Source organism: Aeromonas sp. QDB68, assembly GCF_027707405.1.
In the GTDB taxonomy this organism is placed as follows: domain Bacteria; phylum Pseudomonadota; class Gammaproteobacteria; order Enterobacterales; family Aeromonadaceae; genus Aeromonas; species Aeromonas caviae.
In genome coordinates, this window is record NZ_JAPCIQ010000017.1 from 1 (window position 1) to 22,765 (window position 22,765).

A 22,765-nucleotide genomic window follows, 5' to 3' on the forward strand; every position below is an offset into this window, starting at 1 on the left:
TGGCATATGGATTTAGGGACTCAGAATACTTTTTTCTGAAAATCAAGGCGGCCTTCCCCGGAAAGCCGCGATGAACCAAAAATAAGGGGCCGAGTGGCACTGGTGGCTAGAGAGTTTAGCGCATAATGAAAACGGCGCTCCGAGGAGCGCCGTCGTTTTGGTGTTGGCTGATCAACTACTGCTGCAATTCCTGCTCGCTGAACACTCCGGCGAAGAGGGCGCTGGAGAGGTAACGCTCGGCGGCGCTTGGCAGGATGACGACGATCGTTTTCCCTTCGAACTCCGGCAGCTCGGCCAGACGGTTGGCAGCGACCACGGCAGCGCCGGAGCTGATACCGGCCAGGATCCCTTCCTCTTCCATCAGGCGGCGGGCCATCTCGATGGCTTCGTCACTGCTCACCTGCTCGACGCGGTCCAGCAGGCTCAAATCCAGGTTGCCCGGGATGAAGCCAGCGCCGATGCCCTGGATCTTGTGGGGACCGGGCTTTATCTCTTCACCCGCCAGTTTCTGGCTGATGACGGGGGATTCGCTGGGCTCGACCGCTACGGAGACGATGGCCTTGCCCTTGGTCTTCTTGATGTAGCGGGAGACCCCGGTGATGGTGCCGCCGGTACCGACGCCCGCCACGAACACATCCACCTCGCCATCGGTGGCGTCCCAGATCTCGGGGCCAGTGGTCTGCTCGTGGATTTCCGGGTTGGCGGGGTTTTCAAACTGTTGCAGCAGTACGTACTTGCCCGGTTCGGATTCGAGGATCTCGTTGGCCTTGGCGATGGCGCCCTTCATGCCGAGGGGACCTTCGGTCAGCACCAGGTTGGCCCCCAGGGCCTTGAGCAGTTTGCGGCGCTCCAGGCTCATGGTGGCTGGCATGGTCAGGGTGATGGGATAGCCGCGGGCCGCAGCCACGAATGCCAGGGCAATGCCCGTGTTGCCGCTGGTGGGCTCAATGATCTCCTTGCCCTTGGTCAGCACGCCGCGTTTCTCGGCATCCCAGATGAGGTTGGCACCGATCCGGCACTTGACGCTGAAACTCGGGTTGCGGCTCTCGATCTTGGCCAGCACGCGGCCCTTGGTAACACGGTTGAGACGAACAAGCGGGGTGTTGCCTATGGTCTGGCTGTTGTCCTCAAAAATTTTGCTCATGGTGCTATCCCTGTGTTTGTTAAGGCGATGAAACAAGATTACCCTGTGGTTTCTGAATGAGAAGTGACGAATCGTTATAACAATATGTTATTACAACATATAGAACTTATTCTCTCTTGCCGAGGGGGCTCCCGCTGCCTGGGCATCCAGTGGAAGGGATCTCATGGGATTTGCAGGAAGCGACCGCTATCTCGCATCACAGGCACTGAAGATGGCCGTCGATGCCGCCATCGTGCTGGAGAAGCCGCTGCTCATCAAGGGTGAGCCCGGTACGGGCAAGACAGTGCTGGCGGAGGCGGTAGCCAAATCTCTGGGCGCCGAGCTCATCAGCTGGCACATCAAGTCCACCACCAAGGCCCAGCAGGGGCTCTACGAATACGATGCCGTCGCCCGGCTGCGAGACTCCCAGCTCGGTGACCCCAGGGTAGGGGAGATAGGCCACTACATCCGCCGGGGCAAGCTGTGGCAGGCCTTCAGCGCAGAGCGGCGGCCAGTGCTGCTCATCGATGAAATCGACAAGGCGGACATCGAGTTTCCCAACGATCTGCTGCTGGAGCTGGATCGGATGGAGTTCGATGTCTACGAGACCGGCGAGCGCGTCAAGGCGCGCCAGCGCCCCGTGGTCATCATCACCTCCAACAACGAAAAAGAGCTGCCGGACGCCTTCCTGCGCCGCTGTTTCTTCCACTACATCCGCTTTCCCGACAAGGCCGAGATGCAGGCCATCGTCAAGCTCCACTACCCAAACCTCAAGGAGCGGCTGCTCGACGAGGCGATGACGCTCTTCTTTGAGCTGCGTGCGGTAGAGGGGCTGCGCAAGAAGCCGTCCACCTCCGAGCTGCTGGACTGGATCCGGCTGCTGTTGGCCGACGACATCGCCCCCGAGGCCCTGCGCACCCGTGAGCCCGGCAAGCTGGTGCCCGCCCTCTATGGTGCCCTGCTCAAGACGGAGCAGGACTTGCACCTCTTCGAGAAGCTCGCCTTCCTGGCGCGCCGCGGCGGCTGAATGCTCATCGACTTCTTCCTTCACCTGCGCCGCCACAAGCTTCCTTGCAGCCTGCGGGAGCTGCTCGACCTGCACGGGGCGCTGGCGGCCAGACTGGCCAGCCTCGACATGGACGAGTTCTACCAGCTATCCCGCTGCCTGCTGGTGAAAGACGAGGCGCACTACGATCGCTTCGATCGCGCCTTCGCCGAGTATTACGAGGGGTTGGCCGCCATCCCCCTGTTGCCGGAGACCCTGCCTGACGACTGGCTACGCAAGGAGTTCGAGCGACTGTTAAGCCCGGAGGAGAAGGCGTTGCTCCAATCCCTTGGCGGGCTCGACCAGCTGCTGGAGACCCTCAACCAGCGGTTAAGCGAGCAGAAGGAGCGCCACGCCGGCGGCAACAAGTGGGTCGGCACTGGGGGCAGCAGCCCGTTCGGTCACGGCGGCTATCACCCGGAAGGGATCCGCATGGGGGGAGAGGGCCAGCACGGGCGGGCGACCAAGGTGTGGGAGGCGCGCCACTTTCGCAACTTCAGTGACGACTCGCCCCTGGGGCAGCGCGCCATCCAGCTCGCCCTGCGCAAGCTCAGGCGCTGGGTGCGCCGGGGCAATCCCGACGAGTTGGATCTCGACGACACCATCCAAAGCTCGGCCAGGCAAGGCTGGCTCGATGTGAAGCTCAGACCCGAGCGCCACAACGGGGTCAAACTGCTGGTCTTCTTCGACGTAGGGGGCTCCATGGATGCCCACGTGGCCGAGGTGCAGCGCCTCTTTTCGGCCCTGCGCCACGAGTTCAAGCACCTGGTGTTCTTCTATTTTCACAACTGCCTCTACGACTTCGTCTGGCAGGACAATGCCAGGCGCCTTGATGATCGGCTCGATACCTTGCGGCTGCTGCGTACCTACGGCAGCGACTACAGGGTGATGGTGGTGGGGGATGCGAAAATGGGCCCTTATGAAATCACCTGGCCAGGTGGCAGCGTAGAGTACTGGAACGAGGAGCCCGGCCAGGTGTGGCTCGGGCGCCTGCAACAACATTTCCCCAAGATGGTGTGGGTCAATCCGCTGCCAAGGCAGGAGTGGCTGTGGCACCCCTCCATCAAGTTGATGAACGAATTGATCGGCGGGCGGATGCACCCGCTGACCCTGGCGGGTCTGGCTGCGGCCATCGACCAGCTGTGACCCTCTGAACCCTAAAAAACAGACAAGCCGGGATTGCACCCGGCCAGGAGCAAAGATGACCTCTATCGTAATCAGTGGCTCAGGCCTCTATACCCCTCCCTTTGCCGTCAGCAATGAAGCGCTGGTGGCGGCCTTCAACCAGTACGTGGATCTCTACAACGAGGAGAACGCCTCCGCCATCGATGCAGGGCAGCTGCCTGCCAAACAGCACTCGAGCTGCGAGTTCATCGAGAAGGCCTCCGGCATCAAGAGCCGCTATCTGGTGAGCAGCGAGGGGGTGCTGGATCCCGACATCATGCAGCCGCTCATGGCGGAGCGCCCGGACAATCAGCCCTCCATCATGGTGGAGATGGCGGTGGCGGCCGCTGAGCAGGCGCTGATCGCCGCCGGTCGTGAACCGGGGGAGATCGATCTTGTCATCGTCGCCGCCTCCAACATGCCGCGCCCCTACCCGGCGCTGGCCATCGAATTGCAGCACTATCTCGGCGCCAGCGGCCTGGCATTCGACATGAACGTGGCCTGCTCTTCCGCCACCTTCGGGATCAAGACCGCCGCAGACATGCTGGCGGCAGGCACCGCCCGGCTGGCGCTGGTGGTCAATCCGGAGATCTGCTCGGGTCACCTCAACTTCCGCGATCGGGACAGTCACTTCATCTTCGGTGACGCCTGTACCGCCGTGCTGCTGGAACGGGAGGCCGATTGCCAGGTGGCCAACCCCTGGCAACTGGTGGCCAGCAAGCTGGTGACCCAGTACTCCAACAACATCCGCAACAACTTCGGCTTCCTGAACCGGCTCAGCCCGCGCACCCGCTACGGCGACGACAAGCTGTTCCGCCAGCAGGGGCGCAAGGTGTTCAAGGAGGTGCTGCCCCTGGTGTGCGATCAGATAGCCTCCCAGCTGGTGGAGCAGGGATGGGTGGCCGATGGCTTGAGCCGGCTCTGGCTTCATCAGGCCAACCTCACCATGAACCAGTTCATCGGTCGCAAGTTGCTGGGCTATGACGCCAGCCAGCAGGAGGCGCCTGTCATCCTCGACCGCTACGGCAACACCAGCTCGTCGGGTTCCATCATCGCCTTCCACCTCTTTAACCAGGATCTGCCGAGCGGGGCTCGCGGGGTGCTCTGTTCCTTTGGCGCCGGTTACTCCATCGGCAGCCTGCTGCTGCAGCGGCGCTGAGCACCCTGTTTTGCCCATAAAAAAGCCACCCTCCCGGGTGGCTTTTTTCATGCTGCCAGAGAGGCTTTTTTCAAGCAGGTTCGATGGTAATTACCTGACATTGCGGTTCTTTTATCTGAAATCGCACGTTCACATCGAACAATCTAACACCGTACACCTTGTCATCCGGCTTGCCCTTCTTGTAAGCAGGGCGGGGATCCTGGGCCAGTACCTCCCTCACCAGTTCGCGCAGCTCCGGGTGGGCCTTGAGCCAGGGGGCGAGCTGCTGCTCGGCCTGGGCGCTGAAGCTCACCGCCAGCGGCGGGGTGGGGGCATCGGGGGCGAAACCGCCACGGGCGTGGGGCAGGCTGTCGGCATAGGGGACATAGGGCTTGATGTCGACAACGGGGGTGCCGTCGAGCAAGTCCACGGCGCCCAGCTCGAGCCAGAGCTTGCCGCGCTCACGTCCCACCCCGTGCAGTTCGACCACGGAGAGGCCGAGGGGGTTGGGGCGGAAGGTGGAGCGGGTGGCAAAGACCCCGACCCGCTCGTTGCCGCCGAGGCGCGGCGGGCGCACCGTCGGGTGCCAGCCCTGATCCATGGTCTGGTGAAACACGAAGCTGATCCAGAGATGGGAGAATTGCTCGATGCCGCGCAGCACATCGGGCTGATCATAGGGAGGAAGCAGTTCGAGGCGGGCGCGAGCCGCGCTGACCAGACCGGGCTGGCGGGGTATGGCGAACTTCTCCTTGTAGGGAGAGCGGATGATCCCTAGGGTATCGATATCGAACTTCATGGCGGATCCTGGCTGAAAACCCGGGCAATGTAGCACAGGCACGCCGAAAACGCAGGGGGAGCTCCAGGACGCGGCCCCTGTGATCCCGATCCCAGACCCGGTGCCTGGGGGCTGTGTCCTGGTGCCAACTTGCGTAGGGTGGGGCGGCAAAAGGGGTGGCGGGGGAGCGGGCAAGGAGCCTGCTGCCCGCACCATGACGATATGCCTGGCGGCATCAGGGCGTGCCTGGGACGTGTGCTCACCATGCCAGGCCATGGCCGTTTCGGCTGCCCGTGGAGGGGCTGCAAGGAGAGGGCGCCATAGAGGAGAGACAGGGATGAAATTGTTGATTATCGGCGGCACCGGCTTTCTGGGTCGCCACCTGACCACGCTGGCCCTGGATTGGGGGCACGAGGTGACGCTGTTCAATCGCGGCCACCGCCAGCACCCGGATTGGCGGGAGCTGACCCAGCTTCACGGGGACAGAGACGGGGACCTGGCCCCCTTGCGGGGCGAGGGGCGGCACTGGGATCTGGTCATCGACACCTGCTGCTATCGCCCCGAACAGGCCGAAGGACTCTCTGACGCTCTGCTGGGGCGCTGTGATCGGCTCATCTTCATCTCCACCATCAGTGTCTATCGCGATTTTTCCCAACCCGGCATGGATGAGTCGGCCCCCTTGCACGAGATGGCAGGAGCGCCCACCGACTACGGCCCCCTCAAGGTGCTGTGCGAGTCGGTGTATCGTGCCCGCTGGGGAGATCGCCTGTGCACCCTGCGCCCCGGCGTGCTCTGCGGCCCCTTTGACCCGACCGCTCGTCTTGCCTGGTGGGTGAGGCGGGTGCAGCGGGGCGGGCACTGGCTCTTGCCGGGGCAGGGGGAGGACAGGCTGCAATATCTGGATGTACGCGACTGCGCCGAGTTCGTGCTGCGGGCTGCCGAGCAGCGACTCGCTGGGTGTTTCAACCTGATCAAGCCCGGCATCGCACTGAACGACTGGGTGGAGCGCCTCGCTGCCCGGCTGACGCCAGCGACCCCCTTGCAGCTCGAGTGGGCTCCCTGGCGTGACCTGATGGCGGCAGGGGTGGCGCCCTGGCAAAGCTATCCCACGCTGCTGCCAAACGAGCTGCCCGAGTATGCTGGGTATGGCACCATCAGCGCTGAGGCCGCCATCGTCCATGGGCTGAACTTTCGCCCCCTGGAGGAGACGGTTGACGATCTGGTGGTATGGCTTGCCAGCAACCCCCGGGGGCCGCTGCCAGGCATGACCCATGATGAGGAACAGGCCCTGCGACGACGGGGGGCGCTTCCCCTGTCATCGAATGCGCATTAGCCGACATCATAAAGAAGAGGGCACCCCGGGGTGCCCTCTTCTCATGTGGGGTGTTCATCCATGACGGGGCTCAGCGCAGCAATGCACCCGCGTCGGCCAGCAGGGTCCTCAGCACACTGCGATGGCAGCGGGACTCCTGTTCGCAGTAGCATCCCACCGAGAAATGGGTGGTGTGGGAGAGGGCAGCCAGCAGGGCCAGATCGTGCCTCGCGGCCGGGGCGGCCATCTCGGCCTTGTACTGCTTGCAGAAGGCGGTCCACCGGGCCGGGGTGTCGGCAGTCTGACCGAGTTTCATGGTCTCGGCGCTGGGGGCCAGATTGGGGAACCAGACGTCGTACCAATCCTGGCTGGCGAACGCCGCTTTGGGCACGCCGCGAGGGGGGCGACGCACGGTACCGATGCGAAGCCCCTCATCCTCGAGGCGGGGGCTGCCGAGTCGCACGATGGCGATCGCCATGGCAGGACTTACTTCTCTTCGGCCACTTTCAGCGCCTGACCGTAGCAGATCACCTGTTTCAGGCAGCCGGGCACGTCGCTGAACTCGGCGCACTTGTCGAAGCTGACGCCGTTGCCCCCCATGTCCGCCACGCGGCGGCGGGCCAGGGTGCGGGCTTCACCGGCATTGGGCACCGCCTGATTGGCATCGCTCTGGCAGGATTCCCCCTCGACGGTGCCGAGATAGAGGTAGTTGAGGTCGGCGAGCTCGCTCTGCTCGTAGATCCGCACGCTCCCCGGCTTGAAGTACTCGTCGAAGTTTTCCTTGTCCAGATTGCTGTTGAAGGCGAAGTCGGCGCAACCGGAGGCAATCAGGGGCATCATCAGGATCAGGCGTTTCATATCGGCATCTTGTTGGGTGGCGAGTGGGCCATTATAGGGGGCAGTCGCCGATGGCGACCAGCCCCATTTTTAGCCATATCAATGGATTGTAGCGAGACGACCCCGGATCAGGCGGGGGCCAGTCGCCGGTGCAGGCTGCGGTAGTGATCATCTTCCAGCAGCTCCTGGTGGGGGGCACACAGACGGATGCGACCCTCTTCCATCAGGGCTACCCTGTCCATCCGTTCCAGCCCCAGCAGGCGGTGGGAAATGAGCAGCAGGGTGCGATCCGCCCCCAGGGTCAGCAGCAGATCCATGATCTCCCGTTCGGTCTGGGTATCGAGCCCTTCGGTGGGCTCGTCCAGCAGCCAGAGCGGTGCATCGTGGAGCAGGGCGCGGGCGATGCCGATGCGGCGGCGCTCCCCGCCGGAGAGCGGACGCCCGCCATCCCCGAGCCAGGCATCCAGCCCCTGTTCGGCCTGCTCACCCTCATCGCGCAGCAGAGTTCCGAGCCCCACCTGGGTGAGCACCTCGATGAGCCGTTCGTCGCTGGCTCCGGGGGCGGCCAGGGTGAGGTTGCCACGCAGGGTATCGGCAAACAGGTGGACCCGCTGGCTCACCACGGAGCAGGAGGCGCGCAGCGCCTCTTCGCTGTAATCGGTGAGGGGTTTGCCATCGAGCAGGATCTCCCCCGATAGGGCCGTCCACTCCCGGGTCAGCAACCCCATCAGGGTGGACTTGCCACAGCCGGTCTGCCCCAGCAGCGCCAGCTTCTCCCCGGCATGCAGTTGCAGGGTGCACCCTTGCAGCACGGGAGCATCCTGGCCTGGATAGGTGAAATGCAGATCGCTTATCTGCACGGCACCCCGGGCAGCGGGGGCTTGCTGTGCTCCCCACTCCGGCGCCTTGGCCTCTTGCAGGATCTCGTTGAGACGGCGGGCGGAGGTGAGGCTGGTGGAGAGGTGCTGGAAGGCACCGGCCAGCGGCAGCAGCGCCTCGAAGCTCGCCAGGGTAGCGAACACCATGAGTGCGGTGATGGGATCAGGGGCACTGCCACCGACGCCGTGACCGGCCAGCCAGAGCATCAGGGTCAGAGTCCAGCCGCTCAGCAACTGCACCGAGAAGGCTGCCAGGCCGCTGACGCGGGCCATGCGGGCCTGGGCCCGGATCAGGGCCTGCTCCGCCTGCTGCAATCCGGTGAGCGCCTCGGGAGCGGCGGCGAACATCTGCAGTTCGGCCTGGCCATCCAGATAGTCCACCATGCGGGTACGCAGGTTGGACTTCTCGGCGATGAGCTGGCGGCCCGGCGCGCGCCCGGCAAAATAGAAGACCAGGGGCAAAGCCAGCATGCCAAAGAGCAGAATGGCTCCCAGCGTCAGCGCCAGGCGACCATCGAAGAAGGAGAGGAAGAATACCAGCCCGGCGCAGCTCAGCAGTGCCGCCCCAATGGGGGTGATGAGGCGCAGATAGACGTGATCCATGGCGTCGATGTCGGCCACCAGACGGTTGAGCAGGTCAGCCTGGCGAAAACCGGCAAGGGAGCCGGGGGAGAGAGGGGAGAGCTTTTGCCAGAACCAGACCCGCAGCCGGGTCAGCACCCGGAAGGTGGCGTCGTGGCTCACGACCCGCTCGCCCCAGCGACTGGCGGTGCGCACGATGGAGAAGAAACGCACGCCCCCCGCAGGGGTCATGTAGTTGAAGGTGTCTCGGGTGGCGACCGCCAGCCCGGCGACGGCGGCGGCGGAGAGGAACCAGCCGGAGAGGGAGAGCAGGCCCATGCCGGCCACCAGGGTGACCAGGGCCAGCAGCAGGCCGATGGAGAGGCTGAGCCAGTGCTGGCGATAAAGGCGCAGGAACGGCAATAGATCAGTCATCGAGAGAGTCTCCGAAACCTTGGGATTGCGACAGGAGGCGGGCGAAGGGGCCCTGGGCCTCGCCGAGTGCGGCAAAACGTCCCTGCTCCACCAGCTTGCCGTGCGCCAGCACCAGGATGTTGTCCATCTGGCTGAGCTGATCAAGGCGGTGGGTGATCATCAGCAGGGTCTGACCTTGTGCGGCCTGTTCGAGGGCGCTCATGACGGCCCGCTCAGAATGGCGATCCAGGCTGGCAGTGGGTTCATCCAGCACCATCATCTGGGTCGTCTTGAGCAGGGTGCGGGCAAGGGCGATGCGCTGGGCCTGGCCGACGGAGAGGCCGCCCGCCTGATCCCCGACCCGATAGTCCAGCCCTTTCTCATTGACGAACTCCCAGGCCTGGGCGCGCTTGAGCGCGGCTTCCAGCTCGGCGTCGCTGGCGGATGGTCTGGCCAGCAGCAGGTTGTCCCGCAGGGAGCTGTGGAAGAGTTGGGGATTCTGGGAGAGCCAGCCTAGCTGCTGGCGCCACTGGCTGATGTCCAGGGTACGAAGCTCCACTCCGTTGACGCACAGGGAACCGCGATAGGGGGCAAAACCGAGCAGGGCATTGACCAGGGAGCTCTTGCCCGCGCCGCTGATGCCGACCAGGGCGGTGCGCGTGCCGGCTTCCAGCGTGAAATCGAGGGGACCGACCAGCACCTTGCCCTCGGCGCTCAGCACTTCCAGGCTGCGGGCTTCTACCTTGACGGGGCCATCCGCATGGAAGGGGAGCGTCCCGGAGGCGGGTTCGCTCACGTCGGCCTCGAGAAATTCCAGCAGTTGTTCGGCGGCGCCAATGGCCTGTGCCTTGGCGTGATAGTGGGCACCGAGTTCCCGCAGCGGCGCGTAGAACTCGGGGGCGAGGAAGAGCACGAACAGGCCGGTAAAGAGGGTGACCTTGACGCCATAGCTGCCAAAGTTGAGGTGATCGATGTAGGAGAAACCGAAGTAGACGGCCACCAGGGCCACCGCGATGGCGGCGAAGAACTCCAGCACGGCCGTGCTCAGGAAGGCGAGGCGCAGCACCTCCATGGTGCGCTCGCGAAAATCTTCCGATGCATCGCGGATGGCCTCCCCTTCCGCCCGGGTACGCATGAAAAGCTGCAGGGTGCGCAGCCCCTTGAGGCGATCGAGGAAGTGGCCTGAGAGGCGCGCCAGCGACTGGAAGTTTCGGCGGTTGGCATCGGCGGCGCCCACCCCTACCAGGATCATGAAGAGGGGAATGAGGGGGGCCGTGCCGAGTAGAATGAAGCCCGCCGCCCAGTTGACCGGGAACACGGAGACCAGGATCACCAGAGGAATAAAGACGGCGATGGCCATCTGGGGCAGATAGCGGGAGAAGAAGTCCTGCATCTCTTCGATCTGCTCGAGCAGCAGGCTGGCCCAGCTACCGGCGGGGCGACGCTGGATATAGGCAGGGCCGAGCCTGGCGAGGCGGGTGAGCACCAGCTCGCGGATGGCCTGGCGCACCGCACTGCCTGCCTTGAAACTCGCCACCTCGCGGCCATAGGCCAGGGCCGCCTTGGTCAGGGTCACCAGCAACAGACTGATGAAGAGGGGGGCGGAGTGCTCCGGCGTGGAGCCTTCGATGATGAAACCGTGCAGCAGGGTCGCCAGCAACCAGGCCTGCATCACCATCAGGACGCCCTGACCCAGCCCGAAGGCGATGGAGATGCCGATCCAGCGCCGACCATGGCCCGATTGTTTGCGCAACCAGCCATAGAGATGTTTCTGTCTGTTCTTGTCCATTACCACCACTCCTCAAACGAGTGGCGCAAGACTATCGTCGCCCCCACGGCTTGGCAACCTTGCAGAACCGGGCGGATGAACATCATTGTGTGAAAAATCGGCTTCATGCTCATTAGTTGGCCGAACAGCTTGATTTATGGCAAAAAATGCGAGGTCGGTGATTGCGCTCGGCGGCAAAATGCATATAGTAGAGGCCACTGACGCGGGTGTAGTTCAATGGTAGAACGGTAGCTTCCCAAGCTGCATACGTGGGTTCGATTCCCATCACCCGCTCCACATTCCAGATAGCGGCACGCGCCGTTGTCCATATCAGCCAGATGGCTGTCTGTCGTGGGGATTCCCCATCACACCAAGCACGTTTTGATGCCTAGCGGGCATCGTATAATGGCTATTACCTCAGCCTTCCAAGCTGATGATGCGGGTTCGATTCCCGCTGCCCGCTCCAGTCTTCACACAAAAAGCCCACTCCTGCGAGTGGGCTTTTTGTTGTCTGTTTTTTGATGCCGGCGAGAGTGCCAGAGCGGCCAAGCTGAAAGGCGCAGACATGGAAAAGGCGCCACAGGGCGCCTTTTCAACTCGGGAGTGGGGAGGATTACTCCTGCTCCAGCTCGCCGCAGAAGCGATAGCCTTCGCCATGGATGGTGGCGATGATCTCCGGGGTGTCGCCCACGCTCTCGAAGTGCTTGCGAATACGGCGGATGGTCACGTCGACGGTGCGGTCGTGGGGCTTGAGTTCGCGGCCCGTCATCTTCTTGAGCAGCTCGGCACGGGTCTGGATCTGGCCCGGGTTCTCGCAGAAATGCAGCATGGCGCGGAACTCGGAGCGGGGCAGCTTGAACATGTCCCCTGCCGGGCTGACCAGGGCGCGGCTGTTGATGTCCAGGGCCCAGCCATTGAACAGATAACGTTCTACCAGCTTCTTCTCTTCGCCACCGGCGGCCACGTTCATGGTACGGCTCAGCAGGTTGCGGGCACGGATGGTCAGTTCACGTGGGTTGAACGGCTTGGTGATGTAGTCATCTGCGCCGATCTCCAGCCCCAGGATCTTGTCCACTTCGTTGTCGCGACCGGTCAGGAACATCAGGGCGATGTTGTCATCTTCACGCAGCTCGCGCGCCAGCAGCAGGCCGTTCTTGCCCGGCAGGTTGATGTCCATGATCACCAGGTTGATGGTGTGGCTGGTCAGGGCCTGGTGCATCTCGTCACCGTTGTTGGCTTCCAGCACGATGTAGCCTTCGGCTTCGAAGATGCTCTTGAGGGTGTTGCGGGTGACCAGCTCGTCTTCGACGATCAGAATATGTGGTGTTTGCATGAGTATTCCCAGATTCTTATCAGTTAATTATCGAAATTTTAACACTCTTTGGCGTTATCCGACCGGTCCTGAAAATTTATTACGTCATCCTGGGTATGAATATCAGGTCGAATCATCGCGAATTTGGTAACTATGTCGGCAAGCATCCCTGTGCCGTACATGGGCTCTCAACAAGTCTGAACAAGAGAAGCCCGGAGAGGTAGTCCATTACAAAAGTTGCTGCATTTTATCAGTTAACAGGCGCATAACAACACTCTTTGCCGTCAGATAGCAACTTTTTAACTCAGCTTTGATATAAGTCAATCCCCGAGTTCGCTGCATCATACTTGGGCTGACCCGCTTTTTCGCCCTTAATAAATGTAATGGGATGTAACATGTGGTTGACATGACTTTGTGGGAAAACTACAGAAAAGTGTGCTTCATCGCCCCCTTTGCGCCTCCCAGCTGCCCAGCCTATGCCATTGTCACGGCCTGGAACCCGGCCAGCCGGTGGGTGGGGCTGCGCCGCAATGCCCGTCGCCAGCGAGCCCTTGTCCGGCAAGTGGGTGAGTGTCCCGTCATGGGAGAGGTCTGGGGGAGCGATGAGGATGAGCGCTGGCAGGAGGCGTCGCTATTGTTGCCGCTTTCGCTGCCAGAGGCGATCCGGCTGGCCGCCCGATTTGGCCAGAATGCCCTCTATTGGGTGCGTGAAGGAGAGCTCTGGCTGGTGCCCGTGTTGCTGGAAGGGCCGCCCTGTCATCTGGGGGCGCTTGCGTCCCGCTGGCGGCTCAGGCCTTCGGGCTGACATGGCCCCCCGCCATCCGCACAGGGCACCCGGCCGGTGGATTGTCAGCGCCCCGACATGATGAAAGAATGAGCGGACACATTTCACTCCATGGAAGGATGATGATCATGCTGGACCTGCTGCCCGACCTTTGCGATGAACATGGCGATGCCCTTAGGATCGCTGACCCCCTGTTTCAGGACTATGGTGGCAAGGCGCTGTTTTACGGCGAGGCCGTGACCCTCTCCTGCTTTGAAGACAACAGCCTGGTGCGTGATCTGGTCAATCGTCCCGGCCATGGCAAGGTGATGGTGATCGACGGGGGCGGCTCCCTGCGTCGGGCGCTGCTCGGGGATCAGCTGGCCATCAAGGCGGTGGAGCAGGGGTGGGAGGGGATCCTCATCAATGGTGCCGTGCGGGATGTGGGGACGCTGGCGACCCTGGCGCTGGGGGTCAAGGCCCTGGCCCCCTGCCCGGTCAAGACCGAAAAACGGGGCCTGGGCACGCTGGACACCGTGGTCTCTTTTGCCGGTGTGACCATAGCGCCCGGCGACTATGTCTACGCCGATCTCAACGGTGTGCTGGTGAGCGGCGCCAGGCTCCTCTGAACCTCAAAAGTTGAAGCCCACTCCCAGAGTGAGAAAGTGTTCCGTGCTGAAGGCACTGAGTCCGTAATTGGCGGTGATGGCTAGGGAGGGGGTCACCAGCAGGCTGCTGTTGAGCTCAACCAGGGTGCTGGCCTTGCTCACCTCCAGTTGCTTGAGCTGGCTGCCGATGTTGAATGACGGGGAGAGGCGATAGCGCACCCCAGAGCTGATATTGAACCCGGCCTGCCCGCTCTGGGGACCGATGGCGGGGCCGGCCTCCATGTAGAGGCTGATGTCATCCTGAAGCGGGTATTGGTAGCCGGTATTGATGAGCCAGAGGTCGAAGTTGTCGCCAAGATGGCTCTGGTTGCCGAGCAGTACGCCGGAATAGCTTTTGACGTAGAGCGGGTTGTCCGATTCGGTCTGGAGAAAACTCCAGTCGGCGGCCTGAGCCGAAAAGACGAGGCTGGATGCCATTGCGATGACGAGAGACTTGACCATTCGTTTCCCCTCCCTGGGTCCGAACAGGACTACAAGCATGGCACATGCCAGCGGGGAGTAAAGGGAACCCCGATCACAATAAAAGAGTTTTGATTGACGCCGCAGTCATGGCACACAGGCCCCTCACTCCGTGTCGTTACGACACGCTCCATCACGAGGTGAACTGATGAACAACAAACTGATCCTGCTGGCCGCTCTGGCCCTGGGAGGCTGCGCCATGACTACGGGCTCTACGCTGGCACAATTGCAGGCATCGACCTGGCAACTGCAAGGGGCGAGCGGTGATACCTTCACCCTGCAGGTCGCCGGTGACAAGGTGGCGGGCAAGGGCGGCTGCAACCGCTACTTTGGCGGCATCACAGAGCAGGGTGACGGCGTGTTGACGCTGGGCGCCATGGGTTCGACGCGCATGATGTGTGCGGGGGATCTGGCCGGCAAGGAGATGAACTACCTGCAGACCCTGGAGAAGGTGGCGAGCTTCCAGATCAGCGGCAAACAGCTAGTACTCAAGGATGCCGACAAGGCCACCTTGCTGACCTTTGACGCCGTGAAATAAGCCGGGATCTCGTCAAAGGCTGTCGCAGGCGGCCCCTGCGCCAGCGTGCAGAAGAATGTGAAAAGGGACGCCATGGCGTCCCTTTTTGTGCCTGATGCCGGGTCATCCCCCTCGCTGGAAGCGAAACCGCTTCTTGCGCCGGTAGGGATAGACATCCTCGAACATCCCCTCCTTGATGTTGCTCTGCAGCATCTTCCAGTAGTTGGCATCGAAGAGCTCCTTGTGCAACTGCATCATGATCTCCCGCACCTGGGGTTTTTGCAGCAGGAAGGTGGCGAACTCCTCCGGGAAGATGTCGTTGGGTGCCACCGAATACCAGGGTTCGGCGCTCCACTCGTCCTCCGGGTAGCGCGGCGGCGGGATCTGGCGGAAGTTGCACTCCGTCATATAGCAGATCTCGTCGTAGTCGTAGAAGACCACCCGGCCGTGGCGAGTCACCCCGAAGTTCTTGAACAGCATGTCGCCGGGGAAGATGTTGGCCGCCGCGAGCTGGCGGATGGCGTTGCCGTACTCCTCCAGGGCGAGGCGGGTCTGCTGTTCGTCCGCCTGATCCAGATAGAGGTTCAGCGGGATCATCTTGCGCTCGGTGTAGAGGTGTTTGATCACCAGCTTGTCGGCGGTGAGGGTAAGCGCAGAAGGCGCCACAGCCTTGAGCTCGGCCAACAGCTCCGGCGAGATGCGATCGAGGGGAAACTCGAAGTTGGTGAACTCCTGGGTATCTGCCATGCGGCCCACTCTATCGTGCTGTTTTACCAGCCGGTATTTCTCCTTCACCTGCTCGTGGCTCACCTCCTTGGGCGGGGTGAACTCGTCTTTTATCACCTTGAACACCACATCGTAGGAGGGGAGGGTGAACACGCTCATCACCATCCCCTTGATGCCGGGCGCAATGACGAACTGCTCCCGGCTCTGGGCCAGGTGCTGCTGGTAGTGACGATAGAGCTCGGTCTTGCCGTGTTTCTGGCAGCCGATGGCGTTGTAGATTTCATAGTCCGGCTTGCGGGGCATGATCTGGCGAAGGAAGGCCACAAAGAGCGCCGGCACCGGGGCATAGACCATGAAGTAGGCGCGGGCGAAGCCGAACACGATGGAAGCCAGCTCCGGCTCGAAGATGACGGTGTCCACATAGATGCTCTGACCGGTGCTGAGCAAGGGCAGGATGAAGGGATAGACTTCTCCCTTCACCCGGATGAGCCCCACCAGATAGGCTCCCTTGTTGCGATAGAACACCTCCCTGAGCAGCTCGATGGCGAAGGGCTCCTCGTGCAGGATGGCCGGGCCGCTCTCTGCCAGATGGCGGTGGATATCCATGATGTCCCGCTGCTTGTCTTCGAAAGGGAGGGTGAAGCTGTAATCCCCGAGCAGCTGGCTCAGGGTCTGGGGCAGGTGGGAGAGATCGGTGCGATAGATACGCAGCAAGGATCCCAGGTCAGGCTTGTCACCCCGGCTCACGAAGGGGTGGATATAAAGGTTCTCGTCGCGGATGTTGCGATGGCGGAAGATGCGGCGATAGACGGAATTGAAGAAGGACTCCGCCACCTCGAAGTTCTCGCAGCGGGGCAGGAGATCGCTGAAGGCGCCTTTCACCTGCTTGAGCAGGGCCTGGGTCGGCAGCTGCTCCCCCATCATCTGCTTGATGAGGGCAGTGGTGGCGCCGACGTGATGATCATAGAGGCGAATGCGCTCGCGCCCGGCGAGCTGCACTCCCAACCAGTCGCTGTTCTCGAAGCGGCTCTTGCTGCCCTGGGTTATCTCGAGAAAGCGGCTGTAAAACGACTCGAAACGCTGCAAGATCGTCTCGGCGACCGCCTGTTCCAATGGCTGCTGCATCTCTCTCTTCCTTGTGATGTATCGGGCCCATGGCGTCTGTGCCGGTAGGCAAGGGGCTCACTCGTCCGGCCACTATGGCAACATCCAAACATCTGTTCAAGTGGCAATGTTCGGGGATAAACGGTAGATTGCGCCCCTGTTTTGCCGGCGGTTTGCTGCAGTTCGCGGCATCGGCCCTGTTCAGGAGAAACCCGATGAAACTCTATTTTGTACTGGTGGCCCCCGCTCGCGCGGCGAACGTGGGGGCGGCCGCCCGCGCCATGAAGACCATGGGCTTCGATGCCATGCGACTGGTGGGGAGCCGGGTGCACGAAGAGGAGGAGGCGAGCTGGGTCGCCCACGGTGCCCAGGAGATCCTGGCGGAGGCCCAAGCCTTCGACACCCTGGAAGAGGCCCTGGCGGACATGGATCTGGTGGTCGCCACCACGGCCCGCCAGCGCGGCCGCTATCAGCACTACCTCACCCCGGCGGACATTCGCGACCAGATCCGGGCCAAGCCCTCCCTTGAGAAGGTGGCCATCGTGTTTGGCTGCGAGGAGTCCGGGCTCTCCAACGAACAGCTCGCCCAGGTGGATCTCATCAGCTACCTGCCTCTCAAGGTCTCATACCCGTCCCTGAACCTGGGTCAGGCGATCATGTTGTATGCCTATGAGCTGAGTCCGCTGCTCGATGACCAGAAAGTGAGCGACGAGCAGGACGTAGCAGAAAATTTCGAGAGTGCCGGGCAGGTTCGTGTGCTGAAATCAAAAACAGCAGAATTACTTGGTGAACTCGGAGTTTCGCAGGATGAAAAACTGCATCAATGGGTGATGGACCGAGTGCCCATGCTGCCGCAGCGGGATCTCAATATGCTCCATCTGCTCTGCAAAGACCTTGCCCGCAAGTTTGGCAAGGAGGTTTAGGTTGACAGCCCCTCGCCGGGCGCGGTATTGCTAACAACCAGATTCGTTCAAGAGTGTTCGTCATGCAGCTATTCACCAACATCATCACCACCACCATTATTACCGGTACCACCACAGGTGGCACTGGGGCCGGTTGATGCGCTGACGAACAAGCACAGAAATCAGAAAAAGGCCCGTACCCACCCAGTACGGGCCTTTTTTGTTGGATTGTTTTTAGACCTATTAGCAGATCAATTTGCAGGGAATACAGGGAGATAGCGATGAGAGTGTTGAAATTTGGCGGGTCGTCACTGGCCGACGCAGAGCGTTTCTTGCGGGTTGCCGATATCGCGGTGAATACCCATGGCCAATCCCAGGTGGCCCTGGTGCTGTCGGCACCGGCCAAGGTGACCAATCACCTGGTCGCCCTGGTGGAACAGACCAGTCGCGGCATGGATGCAAGCAGTACCCTGTTCGAGATCAACGGCATCTTCTCCCGCCTGCTGGCCGGCTTGAAGGCCGCCTATCCCGCGCTGGATGACAAGGCGCTGCAGGCTCGTTTGACCAGCGAACTGGATCAGGTCGAGCGGCTGATGCAGGGTATCCGTCTGCTGGGGCTGTGCCCGGACAACGTCCAGGCCCGCATCCTGAGCCGTGGCGAGAACCTCTCCATCGCCTTCATGCACGAGCTCTTGCGGGTGCGCGGCCTCGAGCTGGATCTCATCGTGCCCGAGCAGTTGCTGGTCACCGATGGCGGCTACCTCGAAGCCCATGTGGACATCGAAGCTTCCCGGGTGCGCTTCGCCGCCAAGGGCCTGCGCTCTGATTGTCTCTACCTGATGCCGGGCTTCACCGGTGGCAGCGACAAGGGCGAGACCGTGCTGCTGGGCCGCAACGGCTCCGACTATTCCGCAGCCGTCTTGGCCGCCTGCGTCGATGCCGAGTGCTGCGAGATCTGGACCGACGTGGAGGGCTGCTACAACTGCGACCCTCGCCTGGTACCGGATGCCTACCTGCTCAAAACCCTCTCCTATAAAGAGGCGATGGAGCTCTCCTACTTCGGTGCCAAGGTGCTGCACCCGAAGACCATCGCCCCCGTGGCCCAGTTCCACATTCCCTGCCTCATCAAGAACAGCTTCAACCCTCAGGGTCCGGGTACCCTCATCGGGGTCGATCAGGGGGATGACGATCTGAAGGTGAAGGCCATCTCGGATCTCTCCGGCATGTGCATGTTCAACGTCTCCGGTCCCGGCATGAAGGGCATGGTAGGCATGGCCGGTCGTATCTTCTCCGCCGTCTCCCGCGCCGGGGTCAGCATCGTGCTGATCACCCAGTCGTCCTCCGAGTACAGCGTCAGCTTCTGTATCCACAGCTACGACAGCGACAAGACCCGCAAGGTGCTGGAGCGCGAGTTCGAGCTGGAGTTCAAGAACCAGTTGCTGGACCCGCTCGAGATCATGACCGATCTCGCCATCATCTCCCTCATCGGTGACGGCATGCGCACCTCCAAGGGGATGGCGGCGCGCTTCTTCACCTCCCTGGCCCAGGCCTCCATCAACATCGTCGCCATCGCACAAGGGTCGAGCGAGCGCTCCATCTCCGCGGTCGTGCGCTCCGGCAAGGTGGCGGAAGCCATCAAGGCGTGTCACCAGAACTTCTTTGGCAGCCAGCAGTTCATCGATCTCTTCGTGGTCGGGGTGGGCGGCGTCGGTGCGGCCCTGGTGGATCAGATTGCCCGCCAGCAGCCGGTACTGGCCGAGCAGGGCACTGGCCTGCGAGTAGTGGGTATCGCCAACAGCCGCCAGATGGCGGTCAACAAGGATGGTCTGGCCCTCGCCAACTGGCGTGAACAGCTGGTGGAAGCCCAGGGCAGTTTCAGCCTGGAGGCGGTGAAGAAGCTGGTGGAAGAGAGCCACCTCATCAACCCGGTGATCGTCGACTGCACCTCGAGCGAAGCCGTGGCCGTCCAGTACGCCGATTTCCTCGGGGCAGGTTTCCACGTGGTCACCCCGAACAAGAAGGCCAACACCGGGTCGCTCGATTACTACAAGGCGCTGCGCCGCACCGCCCGCCAGACCCGTCGCAAGTTCCTGTACGAGACCAACGTGGGCGCGGGCCTGCCGGTCATCGAGAACCTGCAAAACCTCATCAAGGCCGGTGACAAGCTGCGCGCCTTCGACGGCATCCTGTCCGGGTCGCTCTCCTTCATCTTCGGCAAGCTGGACGAGGGGATGGCCTTCTCCGAGGCCACCCAGATCGCCCGCGGCAACGGCTTCACCGAGCCGGATCCCCGCGATGACCTGAACGGCATGGACGTGGCTCGCAAGCTGCTCATTCTGGCCCGCGAGGCCGGCATGGCGCTGGAGCTCTCCGATGTGGAGGTGGAGCAGGCACTGCCGCCGGGCTTTGACGTGAGCGGCGACGTGGAGGCCTTCATGGCCCGCCTGCCCGAGGCCGACGGCTGGTTCCGCGACCAGTTCGCGGCGGCCCAGCGTGAAGGCAAGGTGCTGCGTTACGTCGGCTCCATCGAGGGTGGCAAGTGCAAGGTGGCCATCAAGGCGGTGGGTGGTGACGAGCCCCTGTTCAAGGTAAAAGACGGGGAGAACGCGCTCGCCTTCTTCTCCACCTATTACCAGCCCATCCCCCTGGTACTGCGCGGCTATGGCGCAGGGACCGAAGTGACCGCCGCCGGTGTCTTCGCCGATGTGCTGCGCACCCAGAACTGGAAGCAGGAGCTGTAACATGAGTTCAGAGATGAACCCGAATGTAGAAATCGGCGGTAGCGTGGTGGCCTATGCCCCGGCCTCCAGCGCCAACCTGAGCGTGGGCTTTGACGTCCTGGGGGCGGCGCTTGCCCCCGTGGATGGCTCCCTGCTGGGTGACCGCGTCCAGGTCAAATCGGCAGAGGTGCCTTTCGCTCTCTCTTCCGTGGGCCGTTACGCCCACAAGTTGCCGGACGACCCGAAAAAGAACATCCTCCACGACTGCTGGGTCGCCTATGGCGAGGCGCTGGAGAAGCGCGGCCTGGGTCTCAAGCCGCTGGAAATGGTGCTGGAGAAGAACCTGCCGGTGGGCTCGGGCCTGGGATCGAGTGCCTGCAGCGTCGTGGCGGCGCTGGAAGGGCTCAACGCCTTCCACGGTGCGCCCCTGAATGAACACGACCTGCTGCTGCTGATGGGGGAGATGGAAGGGAAGATCTCCGGCTCCGTCCATTACGACAACGTGGCGCCCTGTTATCTGGGCGGCATGCAGCTGGTGCTGGAGGAGGGGGGCGTCATCAGCCAGGGCATCCCGGTGTTTGACGAGTGGTACTGGGTGGTCTGCTACCCGGGCACCGTGGTCTCCACCGCCGCCGCCCGCGCCATCCTGCCGGCCCAGTATCGCCGCCAGGACTGCCTCACCTATGGCCGCCGGCTGGCCGCCTTCGTGCATGCCAGCTACAGCCGCCAGGAAGGGCTGGCCGCCAGCGTCCTGAAAGACGTCATCGCCGAGCCTTATCGCGCGGCCCTGATTGAAGGTTTTAACGAGGTGCGGGCCCAGGGGGCCCAGAACGGGGCGCTGGCCACCGGCATCTCGGGGTCCGGTCCCACCGTGTTCGTGGTGATGAAGGATCTGGCCCAGGCCGAACGCATGAAAGAGTGGATGGAAGCGCACTTCGTGCGCAATGAAGATGGATTTGCCCGGGTCTGCAAACTGGACATGGCCGGGGCACGGGTAACAGGAAGCGAGCTATGAATCTTTACAACATCAAGGACAAGAGTGAACAGGTGAGCTTCGCGCAGGCGGTGCGTCAGGGTCTGGGCCGCGAGCAGGGGCTCTTCTTCCCAGAGACCCTGGAGCCGCTGGCCGACGTGGATGCCCTGCTGGATCTGCCGCTGGCCGAGCGCTCGGCCCGCATCCTGAGCCACCTGCTGGGTGACGAAGTACCGGCTGCCAAGGTGAGCGAGCTTATCGACGCCGCTTTCACCTTCCCGGCGCCTCTGGTGAAGCTCAAAGATGGCACCTATGCCCTCGAGCTGTTCCACGGCCCGACCCTGGCGTTCAAGGATTTCGGCGGCCGCTTCATGGCCCAGTGTCTGGCTGCGTTCAGAACCAATGACAAGATCACCATTCTCACCGCCACCTCCGGCGACACCGGCGCCGCCGTGGCCCACGCCTTCTACGGCCTGGAGGGGATTGAAGTGGTGATCCTCTACCCCAAGGGCAAGATAAGCCCCTTGCAGGAGGCGCTTTTCTGCACCCTCGGCGGCAACATCCGCACCCTCGCCATCGACGGTGACTTCGATGCCTGCCAGGCGCTGGTCAAAGATGCCTTCGACGATGAAGGGCTCAAGACCGCCATCGGCCTCAACTCCGCCAACTCCATCAACATCAGCCGCCTGCTGGCCCAGGTTTGCTACTACTTCGAAGCCGTGGCCCAGTTGCCGAAAGCCGATCGCGCCAAGGCGGTCATCAGCGTGCCGTCCGGCAACTTTGGCAACCTCACCGCGGGTCTCATCGCCAAGGCGCTGGGGCTGCCGGTGAAGCGCTTTATCGCCGCCACCAACGCCAACGACACCGTGCCGCGCTACCTGAAAACCGGCCAGTGGGAGCCGCACCAGACGGTGGCAACCCTGTCGAACGCCATGGACGTGAGCCGCCCCAACAACTGGCCGCGGGTGGAAGAGCTGTGCCGTCGCAAGGGCTGGGCGCTGGAAACCTTGGGCTCAGGGATGCGCGACGATGCCCAGACCCGGGATGCGTTGCAGCGCCTGCATCAGCTGGATTACCTGTGCGAGCCCCACGGGGCGATTGCCTGGGATCTGCTGAACGAGCAGCTTGGGCAAGACGAGGTCGGTGTGTTCCTCTGCACCGCCCATCCGGCCAAATTCAAGGAGTCGGTGGACGAGATCCTGAATCTGGATGTGCCGCTGCCGGGCCCGCTCGCCAAGCACGCCGAGTTGCCGCTGCTCTCTGTTAATTTGCCAGCGGAGTTTGCCCGGTTAAGGACGTTTTTGGTGGGGTAAGTAGCTGAGCTGAGATAACCGATAGAAATAAAAATCCCCCGGTAACGGGGGATTTTTATTATCATCTGATGAAGGGTATTTCGTATCGGTGGCCCATTACTCCCTAGGGAAGGTGCGAATAAGTCATATGGCACGAGAGCATTTACTGGTAACCCATTGATATTAAATGACTAAAATTTTCATTTTTTGTTCGTGGGATACTTGTTCGCACTTTCCCAAGGCGTAACGCCACCAAAACCCACGCTACCGCCCGTGGATTACAGCTTCCAATGCGCTCCATTAACCAGCGGGCG

Annotated in this window: 20 protein-coding genes, 2 tRNA genes and 1 other annotated feature; of the genes, 13 read left to right on the forward strand and 9 right to left on the reverse strand. The window is 62.3% G+C overall.

Annotated features, from left to right (window positions below):
* Positions 1–175 precede the first annotated feature (175 nt).
* A complete protein-coding gene (gene cysK / locus PG892_RS07680) occupies positions 176–1,144 on the reverse strand; it encodes a cysteine synthase A (protein WP_041213300.1) in 969 nt (322 codons plus the stop codon).
* A 163-nt stretch (positions 1,145–1,307) separates the two neighbouring features.
* On the opposite strand from cysK, the gene PG892_RS07685 reads away from it, so the two are divergent.
* Genes PG892_RS07685 through PG892_RS07695 form a run of 3 tightly spaced genes read left to right on the forward strand, consistent with a single transcriptional unit; the run spans position 1,308 to position 4,491 of the window.
* The gene (locus PG892_RS07685; RefSeq protein WP_103260592.1) at positions 1,308–2,150 is read left to right on the forward strand and encodes an AAA family ATPase; all 843 of its coding nucleotides are present in this window, start codon (positions 1,308–1,310) and stop codon (positions 2,148–2,150) included.
* Complete coding sequence (locus tag PG892_RS07690; protein WP_103858907.1) at positions 2,151–3,314, forward strand: vWA domain-containing protein; 1,164 nt, start codon at positions 2,151–2,153, stop codon at positions 3,312–3,314.
* Between the two features lie 55 nt (positions 3,315–3,369).
* Entirely contained in the window at positions 3,370–4,491 is a 1,122-nt protein-coding gene (locus PG892_RS07695) for a beta-ketoacyl-ACP synthase III (RefSeq protein WP_270825304.1), read from the forward strand.
* 70 nt (positions 4,492–4,561) lie between these two features.
* Here the strand turns inward: PG892_RS07695 and tsaA are convergent, their stop codons facing one another.
* A complete protein-coding gene (gene tsaA / locus PG892_RS07700; protein ID WP_103858905.1) occupies positions 4,562–5,266 on the reverse strand; it encodes a tRNA (N6-threonylcarbamoyladenosine(37)-N6)-methyltransferase TrmO in 705 nt (234 codons plus the stop codon).
* 316 nt (positions 5,267–5,582) lie between these two features.
* On the opposite strand from tsaA, the gene PG892_RS07705 reads away from it, so the two are divergent.
* Positions 5,583–6,578, forward strand: a complete 996-nt coding sequence (locus PG892_RS07705) for an NAD-dependent epimerase/dehydratase family protein (protein ID WP_270825305.1) — start codon at positions 5,583–5,585, stop codon at positions 6,576–6,578.
* A 70-nt stretch (positions 6,579–6,648) separates the two neighbouring features.
* Here the strand turns inward: PG892_RS07705 and PG892_RS07710 are convergent, their stop codons facing one another.
* The 4 genes from PG892_RS07710 to cydD all read right to left on the reverse strand — a co-directional run bounded on the left by PG892_RS07710 (position 6,649) and on the right by cydD (position 11,036).
* Positions 6,649–7,035: a DUF488 domain-containing protein gene (locus tag PG892_RS07710; RefSeq protein WP_104454513.1), complete on the reverse strand. Its 387-nt coding sequence runs from the start codon at positions 7,033–7,035 to the stop codon at positions 6,649–6,651.
* Between the two features lie 8 nt (positions 7,036–7,043).
* The gene (rcsF, locus tag PG892_RS07715; protein WP_010673578.1) at positions 7,044–7,415 is read right to left on the reverse strand and encodes an Rcs stress response system protein RcsF; all 372 of its coding nucleotides are present in this window, start codon (positions 7,413–7,415) and stop codon (positions 7,044–7,046) included.
* A gap of 107 nt (positions 7,416–7,522) precedes the next feature.
* A complete protein-coding gene (cydC, locus tag PG892_RS07720; RefSeq protein WP_042878895.1) occupies positions 7,523–9,268 on the reverse strand; it encodes a heme ABC transporter ATP-binding protein/permease CydC in 1,746 nt (581 codons plus the stop codon).
* Entirely contained in the window at positions 9,261–11,036 is a 1,776-nt protein-coding gene (gene cydD, locus PG892_RS07725) for a heme ABC transporter permease/ATP-binding protein CydD (RefSeq protein ID WP_247631648.1), read from the reverse strand. Before cydD ends, cydC begins: the two co-directional genes overlap by 8 nt.
* 202 nt (positions 11,037–11,238) lie before the next feature.
* On the opposite strand from cydD, the gene PG892_RS07730 reads away from it, so the two are divergent.
* A tRNA-Gly gene (locus PG892_RS07730) sits at positions 11,239–11,312 on the forward strand.
* Between the two features lie 94 nt (positions 11,313–11,406).
* Positions 11,407–11,481 (forward strand) — tRNA-Gly (locus tag PG892_RS07735).
* A gap of 147 nt (positions 11,482–11,628) precedes the next feature.
* Here PG892_RS07735 and arcA read toward each other — a convergent pair.
* Positions 11,629–12,348, reverse strand: a complete 720-nt coding sequence (arcA, locus tag PG892_RS07740) for a two-component system response regulator ArcA (protein ID WP_010673581.1) — start codon at positions 12,346–12,348, stop codon at positions 11,629–11,631.
* Positions 12,349–12,733: 385 nt separating this feature from the next.
* On the opposite strand from arcA, the gene PG892_RS07745 reads away from it, so the two are divergent.
* Together PG892_RS07745 and PG892_RS07750 are read left to right on the forward strand one after the other, a co-directional pair.
* Positions 12,734–13,132, forward strand: coding sequence for a DUF3293 domain-containing protein (locus PG892_RS07745; protein ID WP_082180751.1), 399 nt, complete (start codon positions 12,734–12,736; stop codon positions 13,130–13,132).
* A gap of 107 nt (positions 13,133–13,239) precedes the next feature.
* On the forward strand, positions 13,240–13,719 hold the full coding sequence (locus PG892_RS07750; protein WP_048208766.1) for a putative 4-hydroxy-4-methyl-2-oxoglutarate aldolase: 480 nt from the start codon (positions 13,240–13,242) through the stop codon (positions 13,717–13,719).
* Positions 13,720–13,722: 3 nt separating this feature from the next.
* Here the strand turns inward: PG892_RS07750 and PG892_RS07755 are convergent, their stop codons facing one another.
* Positions 13,723–14,199, reverse strand: coding sequence for a hypothetical protein (locus PG892_RS07755; RefSeq protein ID WP_103858902.1), 477 nt, complete (start codon positions 14,197–14,199; stop codon positions 13,723–13,725).
* Between the two features lie 166 nt (positions 14,200–14,365).
* Between PG892_RS07755 and PG892_RS07760 the strand changes: the two genes are divergently transcribed.
* Entirely contained in the window at positions 14,366–14,755 is a 390-nt protein-coding gene (locus PG892_RS07760) for an META domain-containing protein (RefSeq protein WP_039039356.1), read from the forward strand.
* Positions 14,756–14,857: 102 nt separating this feature from the next.
* Here PG892_RS07760 and aceK read toward each other — a convergent pair whose 3' ends face one another.
* The gene (aceK, locus tag PG892_RS07765) at positions 14,858–16,585 is read right to left on the reverse strand and encodes a bifunctional isocitrate dehydrogenase kinase/phosphatase (RefSeq protein ID WP_103858901.1); all 1,728 of its coding nucleotides are present in this window, start codon (positions 16,583–16,585) and stop codon (positions 14,858–14,860) included.
* Between the two features lie 194 nt (positions 16,586–16,779).
* Here aceK and PG892_RS07770 point away from each other — a divergent pair, with 194 nt between their 5' ends.
* The 4 genes from PG892_RS07770 (at position 16,780) to thrC (ending at position 22,472) form a co-directional block, all read left to right on the forward strand.
* Positions 16,780–17,487, forward strand: coding sequence for a tRNA/rRNA methyltransferase (locus tag PG892_RS07770; protein WP_103858900.1), 708 nt, complete (start codon positions 16,780–16,782; stop codon positions 17,485–17,487).
* Positions 17,488–17,556: 69 nt separating this feature from the next.
* Positions 17,557–17,690 (forward strand) — a sequence feature (Thr leader region).
* Between the two features lie 57 nt (positions 17,691–17,747).
* Positions 17,748–20,207 (forward strand): bifunctional aspartate kinase/homoserine dehydrogenase I, encoded by a 2,460-nt coding sequence (thrA, locus tag PG892_RS07775; protein WP_041214768.1) that lies wholly within the window; start codon positions 17,748–17,750, stop codon positions 20,205–20,207.
* A 13-nt stretch (positions 20,208–20,220) separates the two neighbouring features.
* Entirely contained in the window at positions 20,221–21,201 is a 981-nt protein-coding gene (gene thrB / locus PG892_RS07780) for a homoserine kinase (RefSeq protein ID WP_010673589.1), read from the forward strand.
* Positions 21,198–22,472, forward strand: coding sequence for a threonine synthase (gene thrC, locus PG892_RS07785; protein WP_052814833.1), 1,275 nt, complete (start codon positions 21,198–21,200; stop codon positions 22,470–22,472). The genes thrB and thrC overlap by 4 nt, the downstream gene beginning before the upstream one ends.
* The last annotated feature ends 293 nt before the right edge of the window (positions 22,473–22,765 follow it).

What these genes read in the sequence shown, in the direction of transcription:
- arcA (WP_010673581.1), bottom strand. Translation starts at nt 12,348, where the DNA reads ATGCAAACACCACATATTCTGATCGTCGAAGACGAGCTGGTCACCCGC.
- PG892_RS07760 (WP_039039356.1), top strand. Translation starts at nt 14,366, where the DNA reads ATGAACAACAAACTGATCCTGCTGGCCGCTCTGGCCCTGGGAGGCTGC.
- aceK (WP_103858901.1), bottom strand. Translation starts at nt 16,585, where the DNA reads ATGCAGCAGCCATTGGAACAGGCGGTCGCCGAGACGATCTTGCAGCGT.
- PG892_RS07705 (WP_270825305.1), top strand. Translation starts at nt 5,583, where the DNA reads ATGAAATTGTTGATTATCGGCGGCACCGGCTTTCTGGGTCGCCACCTG.
- PG892_RS07750 (WP_048208766.1), top strand. Translation starts at nt 13,240, where the DNA reads ATGCTGGACCTGCTGCCCGACCTTTGCGATGAACATGGCGATGCCCTT.
- cydD (WP_247631648.1), bottom strand. Translation starts at nt 11,036, where the DNA reads ATGGACAAGAACAGACAGAAACATCTCTATGGCTGGTTGCGCAAACAA.
- PG892_RS07695 (WP_270825304.1), top strand. Translation starts at nt 3,370, where the DNA reads ATGACCTCTATCGTAATCAGTGGCTCAGGCCTCTATACCCCTCCCTTT.
- thrA (WP_041214768.1), top strand. Translation starts at nt 17,748, where the DNA reads ATGAGAGTGTTGAAATTTGGCGGGTCGTCACTGGCCGACGCAGAGCGT.
- PG892_RS07770 (WP_103858900.1), top strand. Translation starts at nt 16,780, where the DNA reads ATGAAACTCTATTTTGTACTGGTGGCCCCCGCTCGCGCGGCGAACGTG.
- thrC (WP_052814833.1), top strand. Translation starts at nt 21,198, where the DNA reads ATGAATCTTTACAACATCAAGGACAAGAGTGAACAGGTGAGCTTCGCG.
- cysK (WP_041213300.1), bottom strand. Translation starts at nt 1,144, where the DNA reads ATGAGCAAAATTTTTGAGGACAACAGCCAGACCATAGGCAACACCCCG.
- tsaA (WP_103858905.1), bottom strand. Translation starts at nt 5,266, where the DNA reads ATGAAGTTCGATATCGATACCCTAGGGATCATCCGCTCTCCCTACAAG.
- thrB (WP_010673589.1), top strand. Translation starts at nt 20,221, where the DNA reads ATGAACCCGAATGTAGAAATCGGCGGTAGCGTGGTGGCCTATGCCCCG.
- rcsF (WP_010673578.1), bottom strand. Translation starts at nt 7,415, where the DNA reads ATGAAACGCCTGATCCTGATGATGCCCCTGATTGCCTCCGGTTGCGCC.
- PG892_RS07745 (WP_082180751.1), top strand. Translation starts at nt 12,734, where the DNA reads ATGACTTTGTGGGAAAACTACAGAAAAGTGTGCTTCATCGCCCCCTTT.
- PG892_RS07710 (WP_104454513.1), bottom strand. Translation starts at nt 7,035, where the DNA reads ATGGCGATCGCCATCGTGCGACTCGGCAGCCCCCGCCTCGAGGATGAG.
- cydC (WP_042878895.1), bottom strand. Translation starts at nt 9,268, where the DNA reads ATGACTGATCTATTGCCGTTCCTGCGCCTTTATCGCCAGCACTGGCTC.
- PG892_RS07685 (WP_103260592.1), top strand. Translation starts at nt 1,308, where the DNA reads ATGGGATTTGCAGGAAGCGACCGCTATCTCGCATCACAGGCACTGAAG.
- PG892_RS07755 (WP_103858902.1), bottom strand. Translation starts at nt 14,199, where the DNA reads ATGGTCAAGTCTCTCGTCATCGCAATGGCATCCAGCCTCGTCTTTTCG.
- PG892_RS07690 (WP_103858907.1), top strand. Translation starts at nt 2,151, where the DNA reads ATGCTCATCGACTTCTTCCTTCACCTGCGCCGCCACAAGCTTCCTTGC.